Here is a 23,910-nt window from a genome sequence, read left to right as displayed (position 1 = left end):
GAAAGCAGTTCCGATTTAGTGCGAGGCCCCCATCGCCGTCGCCGAAATCGCCACCGCCGGGATCGCCCCAGGTATGCTGGGCTCGGGCTTGGTCAGCCGCGCCTGGGTGACCGGCGCGCCGGGGACCTTGTCCAGCAGGGCCAGGGTCTCGCGGATGAACTTGGCGTGGGTGACGATGCCGATCTCCAGGCGCTCGCCCGACAGCTCGACCTGTTGGGTCAGCAGGCCCGCTACGAACTGCACCTCCTGGCTCTCGCTGGCGCCCGGCCGGCGGCGCGCGCCCTCGGCCATGAACACCGGGCCGCCCGAATTGCCGGGGAACACCGAGAAGTCCATCAGGAAGGTCGGGAAGTTGGCGGCCGGGGCCAGCGGATAGCTGGCCACGCGGCCCGACCGCAGGATCGGGAAGCCGGCCGGATTGGCCGACAGACCGCGCGGGAAGCCCAGCGCCATCATCTCGTCGCCGGGGCCGAGCGCGTATTTGTTGAAGGTGTCGTCCTGGGCCAGGTACTTGATCGGGATGGCCGCCTTGACGAACTCGGGCGGGGCCTCGACCACCATGACCGCGACGTCGCGGGTCGGGTGCTTGACCCACAGCGGATGGTCGCCGTCGCGGATCTTCAGGGTCTCGGGATCGAAGCGCCAGACGCCGTCGCCGCCTTCGATGCGATAGCCGATCTTGGCCGAGAACGAAGGCATCTTGTCGAACACGTGGGCGGCCGTGACGAGGATCGTGCGCGGCTTGCCGTCCGGGGTCGGGTCGGAGATCAGAAAGCCGGTGCCGACCGTCCGCGTGCCGTCACCCAGCGGCTGTTCAAGCTGGACCGTCGCCTTGATCAGGTCGACGGACAGATCCCAGGCCATATCGCCCCCATGGTTACGCTTACTATCCCGACACTAGAGTGAGTTTGACCACAGGATTCTTGCGCCGCAAGTTGTCGTTCTGCCGCAGTCGCGCGTTAGAGACCGATCGGGGGAATTCTGCTCATGAACCGGCGACAGATGGTGACGAGCGCGGCCGCCGCGCTTACCTCATCCCCCATAGTCCTCCCTGGAATAGCTTTCGGATCCGCCATGTCCTCAGACGCTGCCCGCCCCGTTCCCCCGGTCGCGCACAAGATCCCCAAGACGATCGAGCAGCTGGGTCGCACCCGCGTCGACGACTATGCCTGGATGAAGGACGACAACTGGCAGAAGGTCCTGCGCGATCCGGCCCTGATCAAGGCCGACGTCAAGGCGCACCTGACGGAAGAGAACGCCTACACCAAGGCCATGCTCGCCTCGACCGAAGCGCTGCAGGCCACGATGTTCGACGAGATGAAAGGTCGCATCAAGGAGGACGACGCTAGCGTCCCCGCCAAGGATGGGCCTTTCGAGTACTACACCCGCTTCGAGAAGGGCGCGCAGCATCCGATCCACGCCCGCAAGCCGGTTGGCGGTGGCGTTGAGCAGATCCTGCTCGACGAGGAGACCGAGTCGAAGGGCAAGGCCTTCTACCAGGTCGGGGCGGCCAGCCACTCGCCGGACCACAAGCTCTACGCCTACGCCGTCGATGAGCAGGGCTCGGAGGTCTACCGCGTCCACGTGAAGGACCTGGCGACCGGCAAGGTGCTGGAGAGCCCCGTGGAAAGCACCACGGGCGACTTCTGCTTCTCGCCCGACAGCCAGTGGCTGTACTGGACGTTCCGGGACGACAACGGCCGCCCGGCCAAGATCTATCGCCGCCCGGCCAAGGGCGCGGCCCAGGACGACGTGCTGATCTATGACGAGCCCGACGAGGGCTTCTTCATCGGCGTCGGCGTCACCGCGTCGGAGAAGTATGTCGTCATCTCGTGCGGCAACCAGGAGACCAGCGAGGCGCTGATCATCCCGGCCGCGACGCCGACCGCGACGCCGGTCGTCTTCCACCCGCGCGAGGTGGGCGTCCGCTACGAGCCCGAGCACTGGAACGATCACTGGGTGATCCGCACCAATGCCGACGGCGCGGTCGACTGGAAGCTGGCCACGGCCCCCGAGGGCGCGACCGGCAAGGCCAACTGGAAGGACTGGATCGCGCACCAGCCGGGCCGCCTGATCTCCGGGACCATGGCCTTCAAGGCCTGGTTCGTGCGGCTGGAGAAGGTCGACGCCCTGAACCAAGTCGTGGTCACCGCCGCCAATGGCGACCACCACACCATCGCCTTCGACGAAGCCGCCTACGCGTTGAGCCTCGAGGGCGGCTACGAGTACGACACCAACACCGTCCGCTTCGTCTACAACTCGATGACCACGCCCCGGCAGTGGTTCGACTACGACATGGCCTCGCGTCAGCGCACCCTGCGCAAGACACAGGAAATCCCCTCCGGGCACGATCCGGCCCAGTACGAGACCCGCCGCCTGAACGCCAAGGCCAGCGACGGGACCGACGTGCCGGTGTTCATCCTGATGAAGAAGGGGACCAAGCTGGACGGCTCGGCGCCGCTGCTGCTGTACGGCTATGGCAGCTACGGCATCGCCATGGAGCCCAGCTTCTCGATCCGGAACCTGTCGCTGGTCGACCGCGGCTGGATCTGGGCCACGGCCTGCCCGCGCGGCGGCTCGGAAAAGGGCTGGGGCTGGTTCCTGGACGGCAAGAAGTTCAAGAAGAAGAACACCTTCACCGACTTCATCGCCTGCGCCGAGCACCTGCACGCGGCCGGCTACGGCAAGCCCGCCAACACGGTCGCCTATGGCGGCTCGGCCGGCGGCCTGCTGATGGGCGCGATCACCAACATGCGGCCGGACCTGTTCGCCGGCATCATCGCCGCCGTGCCGTTCGTCGATGTGGTCAACACCATGAGCGACACGTCCCTGCCCCTGACCCCGCCGGAGTGGCCCGAATGGGGCAATCCGCTGGAGGACAAGGAAGCCTACGACTACATCGCCAGCTACTCGCCGTACGACAACGTCACGGCCAAGCCCTATCCGGCCGTGCTGGCCACCGGCGGCCTCTCCGATCCCCGCGTCACCTACTGGGAGCCCGAGAAGTGGGTCGCCAAGCTGCGGCCGGCGACCACGAGCGGCAATCCGGTGCTCTTGAAGATCAACATGGACGCCGGCCACGGCGGGGCCTCGGGCCGGTTCGACTTCCTCAAGGAGATCGCCCTGGACTACGCCTTCGCCGTCTGGGCGGTCGACAAGGGCTGGACCAAGGCTTAACGGCTCTCCTCCCCCTCGGGGGAGGAGAAAGAAGACGTAATGACTGTACTTGTCCGCCCCTCGATCGACGCCGACATCGACGGCATCACCGCCGTCTATGCCTGGAATGTCCTGAACGGCCTGGGCACCTTCGAGGAAGTCCCGCCGGACGCGGCCGAGATGGCCGTCCGCCGACGGGCCATCCTCGAGCGCGGCCTGCCCTACTTCGTCGCCGAGCTGGACGGCGAAGTCGTCGGCTACTGCTACGCCGGCCCATTCCGCCTGCGCGCGGCCTATCGCTACGCGGTCGAGGACAGCGTCTATGTCTCGCCGAAAGCCGTGGGCAAGGGCGTCGGCCGCGCCCTGCTGGAGGCCCTGATCGCCCATTGTGAAGCTTTGGGCCTGCGACAAATGTGCGCAGTGATCGGCGACAGCGGCAACACCGCCTCGATCGGCCTTCACGCGGCCTTGGGCTTTGAAAAGAAGGGCGTTTTCCCGGACATGGGCCACAAGTTCGGCCGCTGGGTGGACCTGGTCTGGATGCAGCGCTCGCTGAACGGTGGCGGCGAAACTCAACCCGACGCCCCCGGCCTGTCGCTCAGCGGCGTCTAAATACCAAGGTTCGAAACAAGGCTTAACCTGTCTTCGGCTAAGGTCCCGGCTTGAGGGAAAGGTCGAGGGCAGGTGTTGGCCGCTTCGAAAACTGAGCGCACGCGGCCGCAGAAGGTCGCGCTGATGCAGGCCTATGTGCCGATCGTGAGCGGCTACCTGTTCGCGACCTCGATCTACTATGCGCTGATCTGTCTTTCGCATCCCTTCTACGAGAAGGGCCTGGCGCTGGTCGTGCTGGAAGGCCTGTCGGTCACCGCCTGTCTCTACGCCGTCTGCGCCTGGGCCCTGCTGCGCCGGGGCCGGATCATGGGCCTGCCGCTGGAAGCGCTGGCCCTGGGCATGAACGCCCTCTTCCTGATCAACACCGTGGCCTACCAGACCCTGCACTTCGAGGCGGAGAAGCTGGTCTATTTCGTGCTGATGGCCCTGGTGTTCGCGACCTCGGCCCCCAGCCGGCGCGTGGCGCTGATCAGCGCGACCGCGGCGATCGCCGGGCTGCTGTGGATGACCCGCTACGTCCCGCCCGAGAGCGTCAACCAGTTCCTCTATGTCGGCCTGGCCGGGGCCTTCGCGGCGGCCGGCATGTCGGCTCTGATGCGCGGCGTCGTCGGCCGCGAGGTGCGCGCGCGCCTGGCCAGCGAGGATCTCAACGCCGAGCTGCAGCGCGAGCTGACCGAGAACCGCCGCCTGAAGACCGAGGCCCAGGACCTCGCTTTGGCCGCCGAGACCGCCAACCGCGCCAAGACCGAATTCCTGGCCACCATGAGCCACGAGATCCGCACGCCGTTGAACGGCGTGCTGGGCATGGCCCAGATCATGGCCGCCGGCGACCTGGCCGCCGACCAGCGCCAGCGCCTGGACACCATCAGCGCCTCGGGCCAGTCGCTGCTGGGCGTGATCAACGCCATCCTCGACATCTCGAAGATCGAGGCCGGCAAGATGGACATCCTGCCCGCCCCGTTCGACCTCTGCGCCCACCTGGACGGCCTGCGCCAGCTCTATGGCGGCCTGGCGCGCGACAAGGACCTGGACTTCAGCCTGGAGGTCGCGCCGGGCGCGGTCGGCTGGCGCCTGGGCGACGCCGAGCGTCTGCGCCAGTTGCTGTCGAACCTGATCTCCAACGCCGTGAAATTCACCGAGGCCGGCGCGGTGCGGGTGATCGTCGAGGGCGACGAAGCGACCCTGACCGCCCGCGTGGTCGACACCGGTGTCGGCATCCCCGAGGACCAGCGCGACCGCCTGTTCGTCAAGTTCGCCCAGCTGGACAGCTCCAGCACCCGCCGGGCCGGCGGCTCGGGCCTGGGCCTGGCGATCTGCAAGACCCTGGCCGAGCTGATGGGCGGTTCGATCACCTTCTCGGCTCTGCCCGAGGGCGGCTCGTGCTTCACCGTCGTCCTGCCGATGGCCCAGGCGCAGCCCGCCGCCGTCCCGGTCCTGGATATCGCCACGCCGGAACTCCAGGAGGAGACCGGCGCGCCGCGCATCCTGGTCGTCGACGACAACCAGACCAACCGCGCCGTGCTGCTGACCCTGCTCAGCCACCTGGGCGTCGATGGCTGCTTCGCCGTCGATGGCCGCGACGCCGTGGCCCGCTGGGAGAAGGAGCGCTGGGACGCGATCCTGATGGACGTGCACATGCCGGTCATGGATGGCGTCGAGGCCAGCAAGGCCATCCGCGAGGGCGAGCGCCGCACCGGCCGCCCGCGCACCCCGATCATCGCCGTCACCGCCAGCGTCCTGACCCACGAGCGCACGCTCTATGCCGACGCCGGCATGGACGCCCTGGTCCCCAAGCCCGTCGAGGTGCCGCGCCTGGTCGAAACCCTGGCGCGGGTGCTGGCGATGGATGAAGCTGACGGCGCAGAAGCGGCCGCCTAGGCCTTCCTTCTCCCGCAAGGGGAGAGGGGAAACGAAAAAGGGGACGCCCCTAGGCGTCCCCTTTCGTCGTTCTGGCAGGCTGGTTGAGCGATCAGCCCTTGCGACCGCGCGGGGCCTTGCCCTTGCGGCCGCCTTGGCCGAGGCCGAGAGCCTTGGCCATCGCCGAACGGGCTTCGCTATAGGCCGGAGCCGTGGTCGGATAGTCGTTCGGCAGGCCCCACTTGGCCTTGTACTCGGCCACGGTCATGCCGTGCGTCGTCAGGTGGCGCTTCAGCGTCTTGTACGGCTTGCCGTCTTCGAAGCTGATCAGGGCCTCTGGCGTAATGCTCTTGCGGATCTGAGCCGGAGTCGCCTTGGTCACGGCCTCGACCGTGGGCGCCGGCGGCGCGCCAATACCGGCCAGAGCGTCGTGCGTAGCACGGATCAACGCAGGAAGTTCCGAAACCGGCGTAACGTTATTGGCCACATAGTTGGCCACGATTTCGGCGGTGAGCTCGATTAGGGTAGCTTTATCTTCCACGATCACAACTCCATTCCCCTTTGATCCGCAATTACACGGTCGCCTGAGAAAAACAAGTAGTTCATCGGCAAATTCTGGCCAGATTCGTGAAGACCCGTAACAATTCACTGTCGTTGAGCACGCTCAACAACGCTAATTTTCGCCAACTATAGCGCTGACAACGCTGTTATCACGCATCGATTCGCGGGGCTAAACCCCGACGCGCACACCTCTATCTCGCAACCGCGAACTCGACTTGGCGGAGTTCAGGCAACGCCCGCGCCAATACCGCTACGTCCTGCGTGCTCGACGCTCAAAACGGCGCCGCTTGCCCCAGAACGCGCAAGAACCGCGTTCCGCCGACACGATCCTTGCGCGGAGGGACTTGCCAATCGATTGCTCGACGAGGCCGAAATCTTGGATCAGCGCCGCCGGCCCGGCACGGCGGCGATCGGAAACGCCTCGGCCACGATGCCCGAGCCCGACCGTGTCAGGTGCCCGTAGTCGAACTGCACGGGCAGATCGGCGGCGTCGCGCGTCCGGCACTGGCCGTCGTGGCACAGGGCCTTGTAGGGCGAGAAATAAGCGACGCCCTTGGCGCGGGCCAGCTCGGCGAAGCGGCGATCCAGATCGGCGCCGCCAGGCTCGCGCTTGCGCGCCGGCAGGCCCGGATCGTTGCGGCGGACCGCCGTGGCCAGGATCTGCGGCAAGGCGAAGTCGTAGCGTACGACCGGTCCCGCCAGGATCACCGGGACGCCATGGGCGCGGAACCAGTCGAGGTCGGTCGCCACCGCGCCCAGGTCCGTCGGCTGCCACGAGCCCGAGAGCACGACGGCGTCAAGCCTGGCCTTCGGCAGGTAGTCGCCGAACAGATAGCGCATCATCTCAAGGCAGCGCGGCGCGCCGCCCGGGTCCGGGGTCAGCACCGGCCTGCAGCCCGAGGACGTCGCCTGCAGGAAGTTGACTTGCGGATAGCGGTCGGTGAGCCCCGACCACAGGTGGGCGGCATGGCTGTCGCCCATGATCAGCACGTTGGGCCTGTCCGCGGCCATTCCCAGGCAGCCGGCGCGATCGAAGGCCGCGAAGTCGTAGGTCGAGCTGATGAAGCAGCGCCCTTCGCGGAAGTCGTTGCTGTCGGCCTTGTCCTGCAGCGACGCCAGCCGCACGACCTCGGGCGAAAAGCGAGCCGCCCCGCCCTTCAGCGTGATGATCGCGCCGCCCAGCAGCGTCACGGCGATCGCCGAGGCCGCCGTCCACCGGAAGATGGTCCGCGCTGGGATCTGTGGATTGCGCCAGGACCGCTCGATCATCCGCCACGACACCCAGGCCAGCAGCAGGGACAGCACCAGCGCCGCCAGCTTCAAAGGCTTGGACAGATAGGTCAGCAGCAAGGCCTGCTTGAGCAGGACGATGACCGGCCAGTGCCAGAGATAGAGCGAATAGGAAATCAGCCCCACGAACACCAGCGGCCGGAACGACAGCAGGCGCCCCACCAGCGTGGAGCCGCCGCTTCCCGCGCACAGCAGCAGCGCCGTACCCAGGCAGGGCGGCAGCGCGGCCAGCCCGGGGAAGGACATGACCGGCGCGTAGAACAGGATCGACCCGCCGATCAGCGCCAGGCCGACCAGCGCCGCGGCCTCGCGCCAGGCGCGCCGCTCGAACCAGACCTTGGGCGTGACGACCGCCAGCACGCCCAGCAGCAGCTCCCACACGCGCGTGTGCAGCAGATAGAAGGTCGCCGTCGGATAGGGCTCGAGACCGACGATGCTCACGGCCAGCGAGGCCAGCGCCAGCACGGCGGCCACGATGATCATCACCTTGCGGCCCCGGCGGCGCGCCAACCCCATCAGGATCGGCAGCAGGATGTAGAACTGCTCTTCCACCGCCAGCGACCAGGTGTGCAGCAGCGCCTGGCTTTCGGCGACCGGAGCGAAATAGCTGGTCGTCTTCCAGAAATAGAGGTTCGACACCGACAGCATCGCGGCGATCAGGCTGCCGCCGTACGCCTCCATGGCGCTGGGCAGGGCGACGAAGCCCATGGCGATGGTGGTGACCACCAGCATGACCACCAGGGCCGGCATGATCCGCCGGAACCGCCGCGTATAGAAGTCGACGACCGAGTACGAGCCGTCGTCGATCTGCTCCAGCACGATCCCGCCGATCAGATAGCCGGAGATCACGAAGAAGATGTCGACGCCGACGAAGCCGCCCGGGATCAGATTGACCCCCAGGTGGAACAGGACGATCGGCAGCACGGCCAAGGCCCGCAGTCCATCGATGTCACGACGATAGTGCTTGGCCGCGCGTTGATCCGCGCCGCCCTTCAGGTCGTTCAAATGCGCGGTCATGGTCCCCCCGGACACCCGCACTAACCATGCAGGGCCAAGCGGCGCAAACCCTGGCCGGCCAGGGAGAGCGCGTTATGGGGACGGGGGCTAAGGCGCCTTGGCGATCTCGGCCTGAATCCGCGACCACGTCTCGGGCTGGATGAGAATGGTGTCGTGGCTCGCCTTGCCGACGACCAGGCTCTCGATATTAGGGGCCGGCCTCAGATCGCTGGGGCGGACGGCCAGGTCGGTCTCGGCGCCGCCTTCGAGCGCTCGACCGTCCGAGTCCGCGAGTCGGGTGGCGAGCCCTGCCCCGCCGCCTTTGCTGCCGCTGTATTCCACGGCCAGGACGTCTAGGCCCATCCCCAGATATCGTCTGATGCTGAGGTGGAAGCCACCGCTGTCGCCGATGACAACGGAGTACGCCAATGCTGCTCGTGGCCTAACTGGCCACGCAGAGCTGACAATGCTCTGGCTCAGCGGGCATCATGCGCTCAAGGCGCAAGTCTATGGTGCAACGCTATGATTGTCGCTGGACTGCTCGGTGGCGGCCAAAACCTCGGAGTCATGCAGTCGAAGATAGCGCCGAAGGCTGATGTTGAGTTCGGCCGCCCTTTTTCTGATCTCTCTAACCGGCTCTTCCAGTTCAGTAAGATACGACCTGCGAGGATCGTCCGCCTGAAGAGAGCGATCTGCGAGTGGTTGGAGGTAGTCGCAGACCGTGCTCAACAGACCGGTCAGGAGGGCGAAATCCTTCATCGGCTCCCGGCCGCCCAGGTCGTGAAGATTGAATGTCCGCATGACCGCCAGATCGGCTTCGGCCGTACGCTGCAGCACCGTCCACCCCACCGGCTGGATTGCCATCGGGGACGCACTCAGAACGTCCCAGATGTGATCGATGCGCGAAAACGCTACATCGGCAAGAGTTCCGGCAAGTTCTCGACGCTCATAAGCTGCCTGGAGTCGGCGACTGAATTCCGCGCGCTCCTGGAGATTCGCGGACAGTCTGGCGACCCACACCGCCCCAAAGATTGCGATCAGCGAACCAACTGCTTGGGCCCATCCCGAAAGATGCTGGTTGGTATCGAGCCAACTGTTGATGGCGGGCCAGAAAGCTATGGTCGGCACAGCGAGGACTATCCAACCGAGCAATTGCCACACCCAGGGCTGAAGTCGTGTGTGTTCGGACATACCGTCAACGCTCCCACGATTCCCGCCATCCGTGCAGTGAGGCTTGTGACAGTCGAAGGCGCGCTATGACCGATCCCCGCATCAAGCGCCCCTGCCCGTTCTGCGATGAGACCGAACATCTGCGCGTCCACGACGGCGGCGGCCTTTTCCCCGTGATCGTCGGCACGGACACCGTCATCGACGCGGACGGCCTCGAACGAATGGACAAGGTCGATGTCCCGTACCCAGCGCGCTCTCTCTTGACTGTCCAATGCGTTGTCGAAGATCGGTGCGATTGTGCTCGACGCGCGTTGGATAATCGCGACCGCAACGGCCCAGCGCCCCAGCAATTCAACCCGCCGCGCCTCCCGTGCTTGTTCCCACTCGCGTTCTTGAGCCAGGCGCGCTTGCTGCACCTGATAAATGGCGACGAAACCGGTGCCCGCGATGGCCACGATAGAGCCAACTGCCTGGACCCAGCCAGCAACGCCTGGATGCACGTCCATCAGGTAGGTGAGCTCAGGTGCGTAGCCGATGCACGTGGCCACGCCGGCACCAACCGCGCCGACAAGCGCCCCCATCCATCCTGGCACCACTCGTTTCGTCATCTACCCCTCCTGAACGGACGGCAGCATGACCCCGCGTATGGTCAAGATCGAGGGCAGCCGCACAAATTGGCTGCGCCTGCAGCTGGCCGATGACGGCCTACGGCCGGGTGAACTCGTCGGCCCCCGCGTAGATGGAAGCCCAAAGCCCCCCTTCCTCTTCGGCATCGGCCACGTTGGTCGTCATCTGCCAGAGCGTTTTGATGACGCCCGCGCCGTCGATCATGGTCAGCTGGCCGACCCAGGCGGTAATGGCCGCCGAGGGCCAGTTCACCGTGAAGGCGATCAGATCGCCATTGACGTAGCCCCGGACGGATCCGGCGATCGGGACGCCACCGCTGCTGACGGCGCTCGTGTAGGTGCCGCTAACCTCGGCGCCTTGAACGGTAAAATCGACGGTCGATCGAAGTTCGTTCTGCCAGACGCCGGCAAAGTTGACTGGAGCCGCTGCCCCCGCCGCCTTGAGCAAAGCCTTATCGTGAGACACGCGCCTTCCCCCTCGGATGATGTTGGAGGAAAGCCTGCCATAGCGCGCCTGAGGTGTCGCGGAGATTCTCACAACCGAGACGAGCGAGGCCGCACCGGAGGACCGCGTGACCGCCCGCCTGGCCGCCGTTGACATTCAGCCCCGCCTGTTGACCGAGGATCAGGTCGCCGACTATCTCGGCGACATCCCCGTTGCTGAGGTAACGCGGCAGGGGATCGGCTGCATGCCGACCGGCCGCTACGACCGCTTCGCGATCGACGCTTGGCTCGACGCTCGCTCCGGCCCGGCGCCGGCCAGCCCTCGCCTCCCCCTGACCACCTCCCCCGAAGATGACGCCGAGGCTGCGCTTGCCCGCTTCCAAGATCGACGTTAGCGCCATGCTGGTACGCGTGGCGTGGCGGGCCGCAGATCCTGAAGGTGAACCGCGGCGACGAACTTCATCCGCGCTGGCCTCGACGACGCCGACATCGCGACGATTCTCGGGTGGAAGGAGGCCCAGGTGGCGGAGATTCGCCGGCGCTACGTGAGCGGCCAGGAGATCGGCCTCGCCATCGTGCGAAGCATGAAAGCGAACAGGGCGAAGGACCCGTCTGTAAACGGATTGCAAAAAACCGGCCCCAAGGGCGGGTTGAACTTTCACTAAGTCGTTGAAAGTGTTGGCTGGGGAACTAGGACTCGAACCTAGAATGACGGTACCAAAAACCGCAGTGTTACCATTACACCATTCCCCAGCAGGAACGGCGAAACCCCTCGGGGCTCGGCGAGGCGGTGGAAATAGCTCACGACTCGGATGGATGCAACATCCCATTTCAGAACTTTTTTCGGGCCGTCACACGAACCTCAAAAAAGGCGCTTGCGCCCTCTGAAACCGCCCCCTATAAGGCCGGCCTCCAAGTCGGAGTGTGGCTCAGTCTGGTAGAGCACTGCGTTCGGGACGCAGGGGTCGCAGGTTCAAATCCTGCCACTCCGACCATTTCCTCCCCGCCAACCAGAGGCGGGAAAATAGCCCAAAATTCATAAGTTTAGGCGTCGCGAAAGCGGCGCCTGACTTGCGATTCGCCGGAACTGTTCCGCGTTGCGCGCTGTTCATTTGGTCGCAACCCGAACAGTGGTTAACTTGCCGCCTGTCTCGCTCACAGGACTTCCGATGAAGCAGTTCTTCCTGACCGTCGCCGGCGTCTTCGTCGGCCTTCTGCTGTTCGTGGTCGGGGTGCCCTTCCTGCTCATCGTGATGGCCGCCGGCGCGGCCCGGCCCGCGCCCGTCCCCGCCCACACAGTTCTGCAACTGGACCTGCGCGGCGGCCTGTCGGATCAGGCCCCGAAGAACCCCTTCGCCGCGTTCGGCAGCAGCGGGGATTCGGTGATGTCGATCATCGAGACGCTGCGGCGCGCCGAGAAGGACGACAAGGTCAAGGCGGTGCTGGTGCGCCTGCCCGAAGGCGGCATGACCCCGGCCTCGGCCGACGAGCTGCGCCTGGCCTTCAAGCACTTCCGCGAGACCGGCCAGAAGCCGATCTACGCCCACAGCCAGGGCCTCTATCCCTCCGGCATGGTCACCTCGACCTACATGCTGGGCGCGGCCTCCAGCGAGTTCTGGATGCAGCCGGATTCGAGCCTGCAGGCGGTCGGCATCTCGTCGGAGTCGATGTTCTTCAAGCGCTTCTTCGACAAGTACGGCGTCAAGGCCGAGTACGAGCAGCGCTACGAATACAAGAACGCGGTGAACCCCTATCTCTACAGCGACTACACCCCGGCTCACCGGGAATCGACGCTGTCGTGGATGGGCTCGGTCTACCGCACGGCCCTGACCAGCGCGGCGGTCGATCGCAAGCGCGACGTGGCCCAGCTGACCAAGACCCTCGAGGCGGGCCCGTACAGCGCCCAGGAAGCCCAGCAGAAGGGCCTGATCGACAAGGTCGGCCAGGTCGGCGACATCCAGGCCTTCGCCCTCGACAAGGCCGGCAAGGGGGCCAAGCTGGTCGACTTCGGCGACTATGCGTCCCGCTCCAAGCCGCCGACCGTCAAGACCGGCCCGGCCATCGCCGTGATCGGGGCCGAGGGCGCCATCGTCACCGGCGCCGACGGCGGCGGCTCGCCGTTCAGCGGCGACAGCAATGTCTATTCGGACAACGTGGCCCAGGCCTTCAAGACCGCGGCCGACGACAAGGACGTCAAGGCGATCGTCTTCCGCGTCTCCTCGCCCGGCGGTTCGGACACGGCCTCGGAGCAGATCCTGGCCTCGGTGAAGGCGGCCCAGGCGGCCGGCAAGCCGGTGGTGGTCAGCATGGGGACCTACGCGGCCTCAGGCGGCTACTGGATCTCCAGCCAGGCCAATTCGATCGTCGCCCAGCCCTCGACCCTGACCGGCTCGATCGGCGTCTATGGCGGCAAGTTCGCCATCGGCGACGCCCTGGCCCGCTTCGGCGTCGACACCAAGCCGCTGCATGTCGGCGGCGACTATTCGGAAGCCTTCGGCCAGGGCCAGGGCTTCACCCCCGACCAGCGCGCCAAGTTCGCCGGCTGGATGGACCGCATCTACGCCGGCTTCATCAGCCGCGTCGCCGAGGGCCGTCACCTGCCGCCCGCGCGCGTGCGTGAGATCGCCAAGGGCCGGGTCTGGACCGGCGAGCAGGCCAAGCAGCTGGGCCTGGTGGACGAACTGGGCGGCTTCTACGACGCCGTCGACAAGGCCAAGTCGCTGGCCAAGCTGAAGGGCGACGTGCGCCTCAAGCGCATGGACGGCGGGACCTCGCCGTTCGAGGCCTTCGAGCGCTTCCTGGGCGTCTCCGAGACCTCGGCCAAGACCCTGGCCGCCGCCGCCTGGGTGCTGGGCGATCCGCGCTCCCAGGCGATCCTGGACGAGATGGCCAAGGCCCGCCTGCGCGCCGCGCCGGGCGGGGCCTCGGTGCTGGCGGACACGCCGGTGCGGTAGGCCTTCCCACCCGGTAGAAGCATGAAGCCCCGGCGCGGTCAGCGTCGGGGCTTTTTGTTTGCGCCTAGCTCCGTCATTTCCGCCCTGCCCTCACCCGCTCATCCCCGCGAAGGCGGGGACCCAAGCCGAGGCAGCGGAGCATGGCTCGGCCGCGCCATCGACCTGAACGTCAGCTTGGGTCCCCGCCTTCGAGGGGATGAGCGGTGTTTTGAGCGCCCTAGAGCCCGGCCCTCTCCCCAGACACACCAAAGCCGCCGACCTCACGGCCGGCGGCTCATGGCGGACACCGCCCAAAAGAAAACGCCGGTGCTTTCGCACCGGCGTTTCCCATCGATAGCCTAAGCGGTCGATTAGAACGAGTAGCGGACGCCCACATAGGCGCGACGCGACGTGTTCCACGAGTTGGCTTCGCCGAACTTGTACTGGCCGCTGCCAGCGCGGTTGGCGACGACACCCGTCGGCGACTGCTTGTCCAGGACGTTGAAGACGTCGAGGAAGAACTCGGCCTCACCGACCGGGAGCTTCTGGACGTACTTCAGACGCGCATCCAGGGTGTAGTAGGACGGGTTCTTACCCGAACCCACGAAGCCCGGCAGGACGTACGTGTCGGTCACGCCACCAACGGTGGTCGCGCCACCCATCGGCGGGAGGTAACGGCTCGAGATGACGTCGGCCGGCGTGTAGTACGAGCCGCTGTTCCAGTTGAACACGCTCGAAGCCTGCAGACCGAACGGGAAGTCGTACGAACCGTAAGCCTTGATCTGGTGCTTGATGTTGCCGGCCTGACGGCCCCAGATGTTCGGCGCGCGCGGATCGAGCGCAACCCAGTCGCCTTGGAAGTCGGCGTTGCCGTCCGAGTTCGAGTTACCGTACGCCTTGTTGTGGGTGTACGACACTTGGCCGAACCAGTTGGTGGTCTTGTACTTGGTGACCACGAACTCGTAGCCCGTGTACTCACGCTTGCCGCCAGCCAGGGTGCCGATCACGTAGTTCGTGGTCGGAGCCGAGCTGAAGCCGAAGTACGAGTACGGCAGGTAGAACGGCGAGCCCGGATAGGCAGCGCCGTTGGCGCCGCAGGTCGCCTGCGTGCAGGTCGGATCCGAGTACAGCGTCAGATCGTAGTCTTCCATGATGTCCTTGCTGATCCGGCGGGACCAGGTGGCGGACACGCCGATGCTCGAACCGATCGTGGTCGAGGCGCCGATCATGTATTCGTCGGTGTACGGCGTCTTGGTGGCCGGCGAGAACTGGGCGTCGCCCGGGCCACGGGTACGGAAGGTGATCCACTCGTTGCCGACGCGGATCTGCTCGTTGTTCACCGGACCGGTCAGCGCACCAGCGAAGTCGCTCATGTCGTTGCGGATCGGGTCGTAGTAACGGCCGGCGTAGGCGAAGACCTTGGTGCGGCCGTTGCCGAACACGTCATAGGTCGTGCTCAGGCGCGGAGCGATCGCCCACTTGAACTTGGCGATCTGGCTGCCGTCCGAGGCGAAGTGTTTCCACTGCTCGCCACGCACGCCGGCGTTGATCGTCAGTTGGTCGATCGTCCAGGTGTCCTGGAAGTACAGGGTCTCACCCTTGCTCGACACGGTGTACGGGCCGTCGGCCGCGCGGACCGTGCGGTAGACGTTCACGTTGCCGTACGGGTTGCCGGCGGTGTCGTTGAACTTCAGGGCGTTCAGTTCGGCCGACGAGATCACGCCGTTGCCGTTGGTGTCCAGCAGGGCGCGGGCGTTGGCGTTGGCGTTCAGGGCCGGCAGGACGAAGCCGTTGGTGTCCGTCGAGGTGATCGCGCGAGCGGTCCAGCCCGAGCCGATGTACTGGGCGTAGGTGGTGCCGATATAGGCCGGAGCCAGCGAGTTGTAGGTCACGCCACCCGGGACCGAGTCGGTCTGGAAGTAGGTGTTGTCGGTGTTGACGTAGCCACCCTTGAAGGTGTGCGTGCCCAGCTTGGTGTCGAGGAAGTACTCGAAGTTCAGGCCGTATTCCTTGCGGTCACGGTGCTCTTCGGAGTTGATGCCACGACCGCCCAGCGAACGCTGCAGAAGGGTCGAGTTGGCGGTCGTCGCGAAGGTGACGTTGTCGCGGATGGTGTTGTCGACCGCGACGTCGGTCAGTTCCGACTTGTGCTTGAAGCCATAGGCGTTCACGCGCAGGTCGTTCCACGTGTGGGTGTAGTCGATCTTGTAGTTCTCGCCGCCTTGCTTACGGGCGTAGTCGCGGCGGTTGATGATCGTGGCGTCGCGCTGGCCGCTGATCTTGGTCGGATCGTTGAAGAACGTACCCGTCAGACGGTCGTTGTCGGTGATCTGCCAAGTGGCCTTGAAGAAGGCGTACTTTTCGTCACGCGTCACTTTGCGCAGGTCAGCGCCGGTCGCGACGTCAAGCACTTCGTCGGTGCGCTTCTTCTTCTGGTACGAACCGAAGACCCACAGCTTGTCCTTGATGATCGGGCCACCGAGGGTGAAGGCCGTGTCGTAGGTCTTGAAGCCGCCCGAGGTGCTGTGCTTGTCCTTGCCGACCAGGTCCTTGTTCTGCAGGTAGTAGTTCAGCGAGCCGTGCCACTCGTTCGAACCCGACTTGGTGACGACGCGCGACACCAGGCCCGAACCGCCAGCGTATTCAGCCGGCACGCCGCCGACGATCACTTGCTGTTCTTGGATGATTTCCGAGTTGAAGTTGCCGCCGAACGTGCCGGTGACCGGGTCGGTCACGTCGACGCCGTCGAGGTAGTACAGGTTGTCCGACGAAGCGCCGATGGCGCCGCCGACGTCCGAGTAGTTCACGCCCGAGCGCGACGACGGGTTGCCGCCGGTCGAGGGCTTCACGCCCGGAACCAGCTGCAGGTAGCTCTGATAGCTACGGCCGGTGGGGAGCGATTCCACCGTTTGCAGGGTCAGGGTGGTGCCGACGGTGGCCGAGGTGACGTCGACGGCGGCCAGCGAACGGCCGGTGATGACGACTTCTTCGATCGTGTTGCCTTCGGCGGCCAGGGCGTAACCGACCGACAGGTCCTTACCCGAGACGACGGCGACGTGGTCGGCGCTGAAGTTGCTGAAGCCACCGGCCGAGACGGTCACGGTGTAGTTGGTCGACGGGTCGAGACCGCCGACGCGGACGCGGCCGTCAGCGTCGGTCGTGGCCGTCTTGGGCGACAGCGAGTCCGGCGACTTGATGACGACCGTGGCGCCCGCGAGCGGGGCGCCGTTCGGGCCGGTGACGGCGACGCGCAGGGCGCCGGTCTGCGATTGGGCCATGGCGACCCCGGCGACGCAGGCGCTCAGCGCAATGCCGAGCGCGACGCGGCTCACGCCCTTCGTGAGGCGCGCGCGTGCGCTACCCTTGTTGAATTCCATGCTCTTCAAATCCCCTCTGAGCGTGGCGCGGGCGGCAAGTACGGACAAACCCCTCTAGAAACTTTGTCCGACCTGGAGCGGAAAAACCGCCAAACGGCGCCACGAGATCACTGGTGTCCCGGAAACATTTCTCCGGTTGCACGGACGTTAGGGGGCCGCGCCGCTGAGGGTCAATTGTCATTGCAAATTTGTAATTCACATCGCTCGAAGCTGTCGCAAAATCGCCACAGGGTCGCCGCTTTTCCAGAGACCATTGCTCAGTCTCAATACTGAAGCCTCGGACCACCGCGCAAAAACTTCGTCAGGCTTTTGTTTTAACGAGGCTATTTCGACCTCGAAGAACGCCGTTCACGTCGTTATCATTTCGAAGGGAAACGCGCCAAAAAATTACGGCCCGGAATTGACAGACACAAAATCATGCCCGGAATAACGAAGTTCGACACAAATCCTTTTAATCAACGCCTCTATGGCGACACATTTTCTTCACGATTGCCGTCCGTGTGCGCACGTTGACCGACGCCACTGACCATTGCCTAGGCGCCCTCCCCTCGTGAGAATACCCGCGCGGCGGATTGCGCCGTTATGCGAGCTCCAAAGAACCGATGAGTGATTTCCGACGCGTCACAGACTCCCTTACGGTCAGCCCGCAGGTGACCGAGGCCGACATGGCCCGGGCCGCGGCCGAGGGATTCGTCCTGGTGATCAATAATCGCCCCGACGGCGAGGATCCCAGCCAGCCGTCCAGCGCCACGATCGAGGCGGCGGCGCGCGCGGCGGGGCTGGACTATCTGCACGTGCCGGTGCGCGGCGGCCCCACGCAGGAGCAGGTCGACGCCGTCCGTGCGGCGACCGAGGCCGCGAACGGTCCGGTGCTGGCCTTCTGCCGCTCGGGTACCCGCTCGATCGTCACCTGGTCGATCGGCCAGGCGCTGGCGGGCGAGGATCGCGAGACCCTGGTCAACCAAGGCCGTGAAGCGGGCTACGACCTCTCCGGCGTACTGCCCGCCTAGTAAGATCTAGAACGCGGCCGACTCACGGGCCGCCATCGGCGTCGGTTCGGGATGGCAGCTGGCCAGAACGAACTGCGCCATGATGATACACAGGATGGCGAAGGCCGCGCGCTGGAGCCGTTTTGAGACAAAAATCGCCGCGTCCGCCGTCATGGCCGGTCTCCCCAGGGTTACTGAAGGCCTCAAGCGCAAGACCGGCGCCGCCAGGATCTGCCGATAGGCAGATCCTGAGTCTTGAGATAGCGCGCGTTTTTAGGGCGAAACCGCTTCACACTTTCGCCCAACGCGCTTGTGGAGTCCTTCGATGATCCCCTTCGTCCGCGAGCTGGAATTCGAATACGGCCGCTGCGACCAGGTCTCGCCGCTGATCCGGCGGGTGATCGCCCGCAACCCGGGGCCGTTCACCTATACCGGCACGGGCGTCTACATCGTCGGCCGGGGCGAGGTGGCGGTGATCGATCCCGGTCCGGACCTGGCCGAGCACTTCGACGCGCTCAAGGCCGCCCTGGCCGGCGAGCGCGTGACCCACGTGCTGGTCACGCACCACCACCTCGACCACTCCCCCCTCGCCCACCCGCTGGCGCAAGCCTTCGGGGCCAAGGTCTACGGCCTGCCTGCCCCGACTCCCTACGCCAGCGACACCCCGGCCCTGGAGGAAGGCGGCGACGACCGCTTCCGCCCCGACGTGACCCTGAGCGACGGCGACGTGCTCTCCGGCCCCGGCTGGACGCTGGAGGCGGTGACCACGCCCGGCCACACCTCCAACCACGTCTGCTTCGCGCTGAAGGAAGAGAACGCCCTCTTCGCCGGCGACCACATCATGGGCTGGTCGACCACGGTGATCACCCCGCCCGACGGCGACATGGGCGACTACTTCGCCAGCCTGGCCAAGGTGCGGGCGCGGAACTTCGACGTCCTGTGGCCCACCCACGGCGCGCCGGTCCGCGACGTCGGGCCGTTCATCGACGCCTATGTCGCCCACCGCCGGGCCCGCGAAGCCCAGATCGTCGAGGCCCTGGGCGCGGGCTTCACGACCATCAAGGCCATGGTCCCCAGCCTCTACGCCGCCGTCGATCCGCGCCTGCATCCGGCCGCGGCCCACTCGGTCTTCGCCCACATGGTCCAGCTGGTGCGCGAGGGCCGGGTCACGACGCCGGGCGAGCCGGGCTTGGACGCGGAATACCGACTGGCCTGACGCGTCAGGGAACGCGCAACGCGACCCTGTTCGCCTTGGTCCTCAAGATCAGCGGCGAACCGCGCCAACTGGCAGCCAGCTCAACCACCGCCGGCGCGGGCTGGCTGTGCAGCTCGCCCTCGGGACCCCAGCCGAAGGTCCGCAGGGCGAAGCTCACCTGATCGTCGTCGAACTGGGGATCAGACAGGAAGTACGGCGTCCGGCTCCCACCGCCGACCAGGGGTTCGTAGGCGTGTCCGAGCAAGGCGCTCCAGCGCCCGTCCCGCCAGACATGCCACAGCCCGTCGATGGTCCGGGCGTTGGCGTCCAGCCGTCGCCCGCGCAGGACGATCCGGCCGTCCGCCGCCTCGACGGCCTCGTCCAGGTCCGCGACGTGCAAGCCCGTCGCCGCCCCGTCCAGCCACAGGCCGTAGGGCGGGTCACGCAGCAGGCCCTCGACCTCGACCGTGCCCCGCAGGTCGTCCGGCAGCAGCAGCCGCGCCTCCAGCGTTCGGCCGCTGGGCAGCACGCGCGTCAGGCGTTCCGGCGGCTCCACGGCGTCCTCGAGGCGCAAGCCCCGCACATGGCGCAGCGTCACGGAGCGTACCGCCCGGCGACATGCCTCGCGCAGCCTGGCCTCGTCCAACGTCGCCGGCGCTGGATCCAGGGTATGGATGACCTGGGCGTCGGGATCATAGACCTGCAGCATCTCGCCCTGTCGCGTCAGGGTCGGGGCCACGCGCAGGCTGCCGACATCGCTCACGCCGCCGCAGACGCTGTCCAGCATCGCCCCGTTGGCCAGCAGCATGGTCCAGTAGATCGGCCCGCCCATGCCGATCTCACCCACCCCGCCGATCTGCCGATCGACACCCACGGGCTGGGTGACCAGGCTCTCCGGCGTGACGGGGTGCGAGCGCCAAGCGCTCGACGTCCCACGCGGCGCGAACAGGCGGCGGAGCGCCTCGATCATGGCCTGCGCGCCGTGATGGCGACCCAGGGTCGCCGGCCGCCGCCGTAGTCGCCGCCCTCGTATTCCTCGACCGAGAGAAGCGCCCAGTCGGCCGAGCCCCGATAGGCGGCCTCGATCTCGGCGACGGAAGGATAGTTGTAGTATCGACCGAACGTGTCGCGGCCCTCGGCGTCGCCGGTCTTGAAGTTGGCGAAGTGCAGTCCGCCCGGCTTCAGGGCGCGGAACACGCGGGACAGCACGTCGGGCAGCGCCGCCCTGGGCGCATGCAGCAGGGTCGCGTGGGCCCAGACGGCGTCATAGGCCTCGACGGCGTCCAGCTCGTCGAACCGCATGGCGCGCACCGGACGGCCGAGCCGCTTTTGGGCTTCCAGGGCCATCGCCTCGACGCCATCGGTGGGGTCGACGTCGAAACCACGCGCCAGCATGGCCTCGCTGTCCCGGCCGTCGCCGCAGCCGAGCTCAAGGATGCGAGCGCCCAGCGCGAGACGGGCGAGGAACCCGCCCAGATGTTGACTGGCCCTCCCCCGCCCGGTGGCGGCGTAGGTCGTCGCTTCGTCGGCGTAGAACCGAAGCGTCGCCGCGTCGTGCTCCATGCCTATTGGCCGGCCTGGACCGCCGTCGCCAGTGCGCCGATGCGGGCGCAGTTGCGGCCCTGGTCGGGGCCGGCGTCGCGGCCGATCGAGCGCATGTCGAGGCGCGAGCCCTTGGCGTCCGGACGCACCCGCACGACCAGGTCGTCGGTCAGGCCGTACCAGAAGCTGCGGCCGGTCGCCTCCAGCCGGCCGTCCATCGGATCGTCGGTGACCAGGGTCATGCCCGAAGCCAGGACGGCGGCCTTGATCGACTCGTAGACGTCGCCGGGCGCGCGCTCGCTGACCAGCGGACGGGCCGCCGCACAGGTCTCGGCGTTGATCTCGGCCAGACGACGGCCGGCATAGGCAGCCGAGCCGACCGGCAGACTGGGATCGTCGACGACGATCTCGGCCGAACCGCCGCGCGCGGCCATGGCCGCGTCCGAGAAGCCCAGCGGCGTCTTCCAGTCGGTGGCCACGTCGTGGATCGGCGGCGACTGGCCGCCCAGCGCCTTGGCCGCGAACATCACCCCGAAGGTCGCCGCCGTGATCACCAGGGCCAGCACCGCGCCCTTCCACAGCTTGGCGAAGCCGGCGCTGAGCGCGATGATCAGGCCGATCAAGCCCGTGGCGACGCTGATGAAGGCCAGGCGCGGCGCCCAGTCCAGGGTCATGGACGTGTAGCCCAGCGGCAGCGGGATCATGCCCAGCTTGACGCCCAGCGCGCCGCCAGCGGCCAGGATGGCGGGGGCCAGGGCGATCAGCAGCCCGAAATCCAGATAGAGCGACGCCCAACGGGGCGGCTTGCCCGACGCCTTGGCCGCCTCGGTCTTGGCCGCAGCTGCCTTCTTGGACTTGCCGCGCTTGCCCGGCGTGATCGGCATGGCGAACGGCAGGACCTCGCCAGCGTCGGCCAGGACGGGCTTGGCGTCCGGTTCGCGCAGGCGCAGAGGCTGCTCGGGCTCGGCCTTTACGGGCGTCGGTTCAGGCGGCTTGAGCTCGGGCGGGGCGACTTCGGCCTCGGCCTTGGGTTCAGGCTCGGGCTCGGCGGGCTTCTCGACCGGCGCGGCGGCGGCGATGGCCGTGGCCTCGGCGATGATCGCGTCGGTGGCGGAGATCTGCTGGATCTCCGGCTCCGGCGTCGGGTCGGCGACCACCTCGGGCTCGGGCTCCGGCGCGTGCAGGACGGTCTCGGCCTCGACCTCCTCGACCGGCTCGGGCGCGTAGAGCACCGCCGCGTGGGCGCCGTCGGCGGCCGCCACGGTCGGGGTCGGGGCCGGTTCAGGCTCCGGTGCGGGCGGCGGAGGCGGCGACGGCTGCAGCGGCGTCTCGGGCAGTTTGTAGTCCTCGTCGGCCAGGCGCTTGCGGATCACCTTCTTGTCGATCTTGCCGGTCGCGCCCAGCGGGATGTCGTCGACGAAGATCACGTCGTCGGGCATCCACCACTTGGCGATCTTGCCTTGCAGGTAGTCGATGATCTCCTGCTTGGTCGCCTCCTCGCCCGGCTTCAGCTTGATCAGCAGCACCGGCCGCTCGTCCCACTTGGGGTGCGGCTGGCCGACCACCGCCGCCAGGGCCACCTTGGGGTGGCCAACCGCGATGTTCTCGATCTCGATCGTGCTGATCCACTCGCCGCCGGACTTGACGACGTCCTTGGCGCGGTCGGTGATCTGCATGAAGCCATGCTCGTCGATCGTGGCGATGTCGCCCGTGTCGAAGAAGCCGTCCTGGTCGAGGATGTTGCCGCCGGCGCCCCGGAAATATTCGGCGGCGATGATCGGGCCGCGGATCTTCAGATGGCCGAAGGCGTGGCCGTCGTGCGGCAGGAGCTTGCCGTCGTCATCGGTCAGGCACAGCTCCACGCCCAGCGGCGGACGGCCCTGCTTCAGGCGGTACGGCATCTGCTGGTCGTAGGGCAGCTTCTCCAGCTCATCCGTCATGACGGAGAGCGTCCCGACCGGCGAGGTTTCGGTCATGCCCCAGGCGTGGACCACCTCGACGTCATACTTCTCCTGGAAGGCGCGGATGATGGTCTCGGGGCAGGCCGCTCCGCCGATCACCACCTTCTTCAGCACCGGCAGCTTGGCGCCCGTGGCCTCCAGGTGCTGCAGCAGCATCTGCCAGACGGTGGGCACGGCGGCCGAGAACGTGACACCCTCGGTGTCCAGCAGCTCGAAGATCGAGGCCCCGTCCATCTTGGCGCCCGGCATGACGATCTTGGCGCCCGCGCCGGGACCGCTGAACGCCACGCCCCAGGCGTTGGCGTGGAACATCGGCACCACCGGCAGGATCACGTCGCGCTGCGACACGCCCATCACGTCGGGCTGCATGGTGATGAAGGTGTGCAGGAAGTTCGAGCGGTGCGAGTACATCACCCCCTTGGGGTCGCCCGTCGTGCCCGAAGTGTAGCAGAGACCCGCCGCCGTGCCCTCGTCGAAGCCGCCCCAGGCGCACTCGGCGCCGTGCTGCTCCATCAGGTCCTCATAGGCGATCAGGCCCTTGAAGTGCGGGGCCTCGCCGGCCAGCGGGAAGTCTGCCGGCATGTGGCCGCGATCGGTGAACACCACCACGTGCTCGACATGCGGCAGGCGCGGCAGGATGGCGGCGATGATCGGCAGGAAGGTCAGGTCGGTGAAGATCAGCCGGTCGCCGGCGTGGTCGGCGATCCAGGCGATCTGCTCGGGGAACAGGCGCGGGTTCAGGGTGTGGCAGACCGCCCCGATGCCCATGATGCCGTACCAGGCTTCCATGTGGCGGCCGGTGTTCCAGGCCAGGGTGCCGACACGGTCGCCCGGCTTGACGCCCAGGGCCAGCAGGGCGTTGGAGACGCGCTTGGCCCGGTCGCGGATCTCGCGATAGGTCGTGCGCACGATCGGCCCCTCGACCGACCGGCTGACCACCTCGCGCCCGCCGTGCCACTGGGCGGCGTGGTCGATGATCTTGTCCAGGGTCAGGGCCCCGTGCTGCATCAAACCCTGCATCTGAACCTTACTCTCCCGACCGCTTATCGTTGTTCACCCGAGGCTATCGGTGTGCGGCGCAACACGCAACGCGGCGCGCCCCCACAAGGGAAAAGACCACCTTCACAGAACGGCGATCTTGGTCGGGTACCCGACGACACCGCGCCAATCGGTCGCAGGGCCGATTCAGAGACTCTTGGTT

General features: G+C 66.8%; 19 protein-coding genes and 2 tRNA genes. 8 read left to right on the top strand and 13 right to left on the bottom strand.

Annotated elements, in window-relative coordinates:
* Positions 1-15: 15 nt before the first annotated feature.
* On the bottom strand, positions 16-864 hold the full coding sequence (locus tag AC07NI_RS16595) for a trypsin-like serine peptidase (protein ID WP_494621073.1): 849 nt from the start codon (positions 862-864) through the stop codon (positions 16-18).
* 123 nt (positions 865-987) lie between these two features.
* Between AC07NI_RS16595 and AC07NI_RS16590 the strand changes: the two genes are divergently transcribed.
* The 3 genes from AC07NI_RS16590 to AC07NI_RS16580 all read left to right on the top strand — a co-directional run bounded on the left by AC07NI_RS16590 (position 988) and on the right by AC07NI_RS16580 (position 5,646).
* Positions 988-3,177 (top strand): S9 family peptidase, encoded by a 2,190-nt coding sequence (locus AC07NI_RS16590; protein WP_494621071.1) that lies wholly within the window; start codon positions 988-990, stop codon positions 3,175-3,177.
* Between the two features lie 39 nt (positions 3,178-3,216).
* A complete protein-coding gene (locus tag AC07NI_RS16585) occupies positions 3,217-3,768 on the top strand; it encodes a GNAT family N-acetyltransferase (protein WP_494621069.1) in 552 nt (183 codons plus the stop codon).
* A 75-nt stretch (positions 3,769-3,843) separates the two neighbouring features.
* Positions 3,844-5,646 (top strand): ATP-binding protein, encoded by a 1,803-nt coding sequence (locus AC07NI_RS16580; protein WP_494621067.1) that lies wholly within the window; start codon positions 3,844-3,846, stop codon positions 5,644-5,646.
* Positions 5,647-5,737: 91 nt separating this feature from the next.
* On the opposite strand, the gene AC07NI_RS16575 is transcribed toward AC07NI_RS16580, so the two are convergent.
* The 6 genes from AC07NI_RS16575 to AC07NI_RS16550 all read right to left on the bottom strand — a co-directional run bounded on the left by AC07NI_RS16575 (position 5,738) and on the right by AC07NI_RS16550 (position 10,734).
* The gene (locus AC07NI_RS16575) at positions 5,738-6,166 is read right to left on the bottom strand and encodes a Ros/MucR family transcriptional regulator (protein WP_494621065.1); all 429 of its coding nucleotides are present in this window, start codon (positions 6,164-6,166) and stop codon (positions 5,738-5,740) included.
* A 401-nt stretch (positions 6,167-6,567) separates the two neighbouring features.
* On the bottom strand, positions 6,568-8,493 hold the full coding sequence (locus AC07NI_RS16570) for an acyltransferase family protein (RefSeq protein WP_494621063.1): 1,926 nt from the start codon (positions 8,491-8,493) through the stop codon (positions 6,568-6,570).
* Between the two features lie 87 nt (positions 8,494-8,580).
* Positions 8,581-8,901 carry a hypothetical protein gene (locus AC07NI_RS16565; RefSeq protein ID WP_494621061.1) on the bottom strand — a complete coding sequence of 107 codons (321 nt, stop codon included), beginning with the start codon at positions 8,899-8,901 and terminating at the stop codon, positions 8,581-8,583.
* Between the two features lie 78 nt (positions 8,902-8,979).
* Positions 8,980-9,663 (bottom strand): hypothetical protein, encoded by a 684-nt coding sequence (locus AC07NI_RS16560; protein ID WP_494621059.1) that lies wholly within the window; start codon positions 9,661-9,663, stop codon positions 8,980-8,982.
* Positions 9,609-10,250: a hypothetical protein gene (locus AC07NI_RS16555; RefSeq protein WP_494621055.1), complete on the bottom strand. Its 642-nt coding sequence runs from the start codon at positions 10,248-10,250 to the stop codon at positions 9,609-9,611. Before AC07NI_RS16555 ends, AC07NI_RS16560 begins: the two co-directional genes overlap by 55 nt.
* A 97-nt stretch (positions 10,251-10,347) precedes the next feature.
* Complete coding sequence (locus AC07NI_RS16550; RefSeq protein ID WP_494621052.1) at positions 10,348-10,734, bottom strand: avidin/streptavidin family protein; 387 nt, start codon at positions 10,732-10,734, stop codon at positions 10,348-10,350.
* Between the two features lie 106 nt (positions 10,735-10,840).
* On the opposite strand from AC07NI_RS16550, the gene AC07NI_RS16545 reads away from it, so the two are divergent.
* Positions 10,841-11,107 (top strand): hypothetical protein, encoded by a 267-nt coding sequence (locus AC07NI_RS16545; RefSeq protein WP_494621049.1) that lies wholly within the window; start codon positions 10,841-10,843, stop codon positions 11,105-11,107.
* Positions 11,108-11,391: 284 nt separating this feature from the next.
* Here the strand turns inward: AC07NI_RS16545 and AC07NI_RS16540 are convergent.
* Positions 11,392-11,465: transfer RNA gene (locus AC07NI_RS16540), tRNA-Gln, on the bottom strand.
* A gap of 165 nt (positions 11,466-11,630) precedes the next feature.
* On the opposite strand from AC07NI_RS16540, the gene AC07NI_RS16535 reads away from it, so the two are divergent.
* Positions 11,631-11,707: transfer RNA gene (locus AC07NI_RS16535), tRNA-Pro, on the top strand.
* 174 nt (positions 11,708-11,881) lie between these two features.
* Positions 11,882-13,666, top strand: coding sequence for a signal peptide peptidase SppA (gene sppA / locus AC07NI_RS16530; protein WP_494621047.1), 1,785 nt, complete (start codon positions 11,882-11,884; stop codon positions 13,664-13,666).
* Positions 13,667-14,016: 350 nt separating this feature from the next.
* On the opposite strand, the gene AC07NI_RS16525 is transcribed toward sppA, so the two are convergent.
* Positions 14,017-16,977 (bottom strand): TonB-dependent receptor, encoded by a 2,961-nt coding sequence (locus AC07NI_RS16525; protein ID WP_494621045.1) that lies wholly within the window; start codon positions 16,975-16,977, stop codon positions 14,017-14,019.
* A 647-nt stretch (positions 16,978-17,624) separates the two neighbouring features.
* Here AC07NI_RS16525 and AC07NI_RS16520 point away from each other — a divergent pair.
* The gene (locus AC07NI_RS16520) at positions 17,625-18,032 is read left to right on the top strand and encodes a TIGR01244 family sulfur transferase (protein ID WP_494621042.1); all 408 of its coding nucleotides are present in this window, start codon (positions 17,625-17,627) and stop codon (positions 18,030-18,032) included.
* A gap of 6 nt (positions 18,033-18,038) precedes the next feature.
* Here the strand turns inward: AC07NI_RS16520 and AC07NI_RS16515 are convergent, their stop codons facing one another.
* Complete coding sequence (locus tag AC07NI_RS16515; RefSeq protein ID WP_492101583.1) at positions 18,039-18,185, bottom strand: hypothetical protein; 147 nt, start codon at positions 18,183-18,185, stop codon at positions 18,039-18,041.
* Positions 18,186-18,336: 151 nt separating this feature from the next.
* Here AC07NI_RS16515 and AC07NI_RS16510 point away from each other — a divergent pair, with 151 nt between their 5' ends.
* Positions 18,337-19,227, top strand: coding sequence for an MBL fold metallo-hydrolase (locus tag AC07NI_RS16510; RefSeq protein ID WP_494621040.1), 891 nt, complete (start codon positions 18,337-18,339; stop codon positions 19,225-19,227).
* A 4-nt stretch (positions 19,228-19,231) separates the two neighbouring features.
* On the opposite strand, the gene AC07NI_RS16505 is transcribed toward AC07NI_RS16510, so the two are convergent.
* The 3 genes from AC07NI_RS16505 to AC07NI_RS16495 are packed head-to-tail and all read right to left on the bottom strand — an operon-like array spanning position 19,232 to position 23,729.
* Complete coding sequence (locus AC07NI_RS16505) at positions 19,232-20,176, bottom strand: hypothetical protein (RefSeq protein WP_494621038.1); 945 nt, start codon at positions 20,174-20,176, stop codon at positions 19,232-19,234.
* Positions 20,173-20,769: a class I SAM-dependent methyltransferase gene (locus AC07NI_RS16500; protein WP_494621036.1), complete on the bottom strand. Its 597-nt coding sequence runs from the start codon at positions 20,767-20,769 to the stop codon at positions 20,173-20,175. The genes AC07NI_RS16505 and AC07NI_RS16500 overlap by 4 nt, the downstream gene beginning before the upstream one ends.
* A gap of 2 nt (positions 20,770-20,771) precedes the next feature.
* On the bottom strand, positions 20,772-23,729 hold the full coding sequence (locus AC07NI_RS16495; protein ID WP_494621034.1) for a long-chain-fatty-acid--CoA ligase: 2,958 nt from the start codon (positions 23,727-23,729) through the stop codon (positions 20,772-20,774).
* Between the last annotated feature and the right edge of the window lie 181 nt (positions 23,730-23,910).

The organism is Caulobacter sp. GW821-FHT10E02 (genome assembly GCF_059415225.1).
The sequence above is the reverse complement of the archived record's forward strand: the minus strand, read 5'-3'. Positions and strand labels throughout refer to the sequence as shown.

What these genes read in the sequence shown, in the direction of transcription:
- AC07NI_RS16595 (WP_494621073.1), bottom strand. Translation starts at nt 864, where the DNA reads ATGGCCTGGGATCTGTCCGTCGACCTGATCAAGGCGACGGTCCAGCTT.
- AC07NI_RS16590 (WP_494621071.1), top strand. Translation starts at nt 988, where the DNA reads ATGAACCGGCGACAGATGGTGACGAGCGCGGCCGCCGCGCTTACCTCA.
- AC07NI_RS16585 (WP_494621069.1), top strand. Translation starts at nt 3,217, where the DNA reads ATGACTGTACTTGTCCGCCCCTCGATCGACGCCGACATCGACGGCATC.
- AC07NI_RS16570 (WP_494621063.1), bottom strand. Translation starts at nt 8,493, where the DNA reads ATGACCGCGCATTTGAACGACCTGAAGGGCGGCGCGGATCAACGCGCG.
- AC07NI_RS16560 (WP_494621059.1), bottom strand. Translation starts at nt 9,663, where the DNA reads ATGTCCGAACACACACGACTTCAGCCCTGGGTGTGGCAATTGCTCGGT.
- AC07NI_RS16555 (WP_494621055.1), bottom strand. Translation starts at nt 10,250, where the DNA reads ATGACGAAACGAGTGGTGCCAGGATGGATGGGGGCGCTTGTCGGCGCG.
- sppA (WP_494621047.1), top strand. Translation starts at nt 11,882, where the DNA reads ATGAAGCAGTTCTTCCTGACCGTCGCCGGCGTCTTCGTCGGCCTTCTG.
- AC07NI_RS16520 (WP_494621042.1), top strand. Translation starts at nt 17,625, where the DNA reads ATGAGTGATTTCCGACGCGTCACAGACTCCCTTACGGTCAGCCCGCAG.
- AC07NI_RS16515 (WP_492101583.1), bottom strand. Translation starts at nt 18,185, where the DNA reads ATGACGGCGGACGCGGCGATTTTTGTCTCAAAACGGCTCCAGCGCGCG.
- AC07NI_RS16510 (WP_494621040.1), top strand. Translation starts at nt 18,337, where the DNA reads ATGATCCCCTTCGTCCGCGAGCTGGAATTCGAATACGGCCGCTGCGAC.
- AC07NI_RS16505 (WP_494621038.1), bottom strand. Translation starts at nt 20,176, where the DNA reads ATGATCGAGGCGCTCCGCCGCCTGTTCGCGCCGCGTGGGACGTCGAGC.
- AC07NI_RS16500 (WP_494621036.1), bottom strand. Translation starts at nt 20,769, where the DNA reads ATGGAGCACGACGCGGCGACGCTTCGGTTCTACGCCGACGAAGCGACG.
- AC07NI_RS16495 (WP_494621034.1), bottom strand. Translation starts at nt 23,729, where the DNA reads ATGCAGGGTTTGATGCAGCACGGGGCCCTGACCCTGGACAAGATCATC.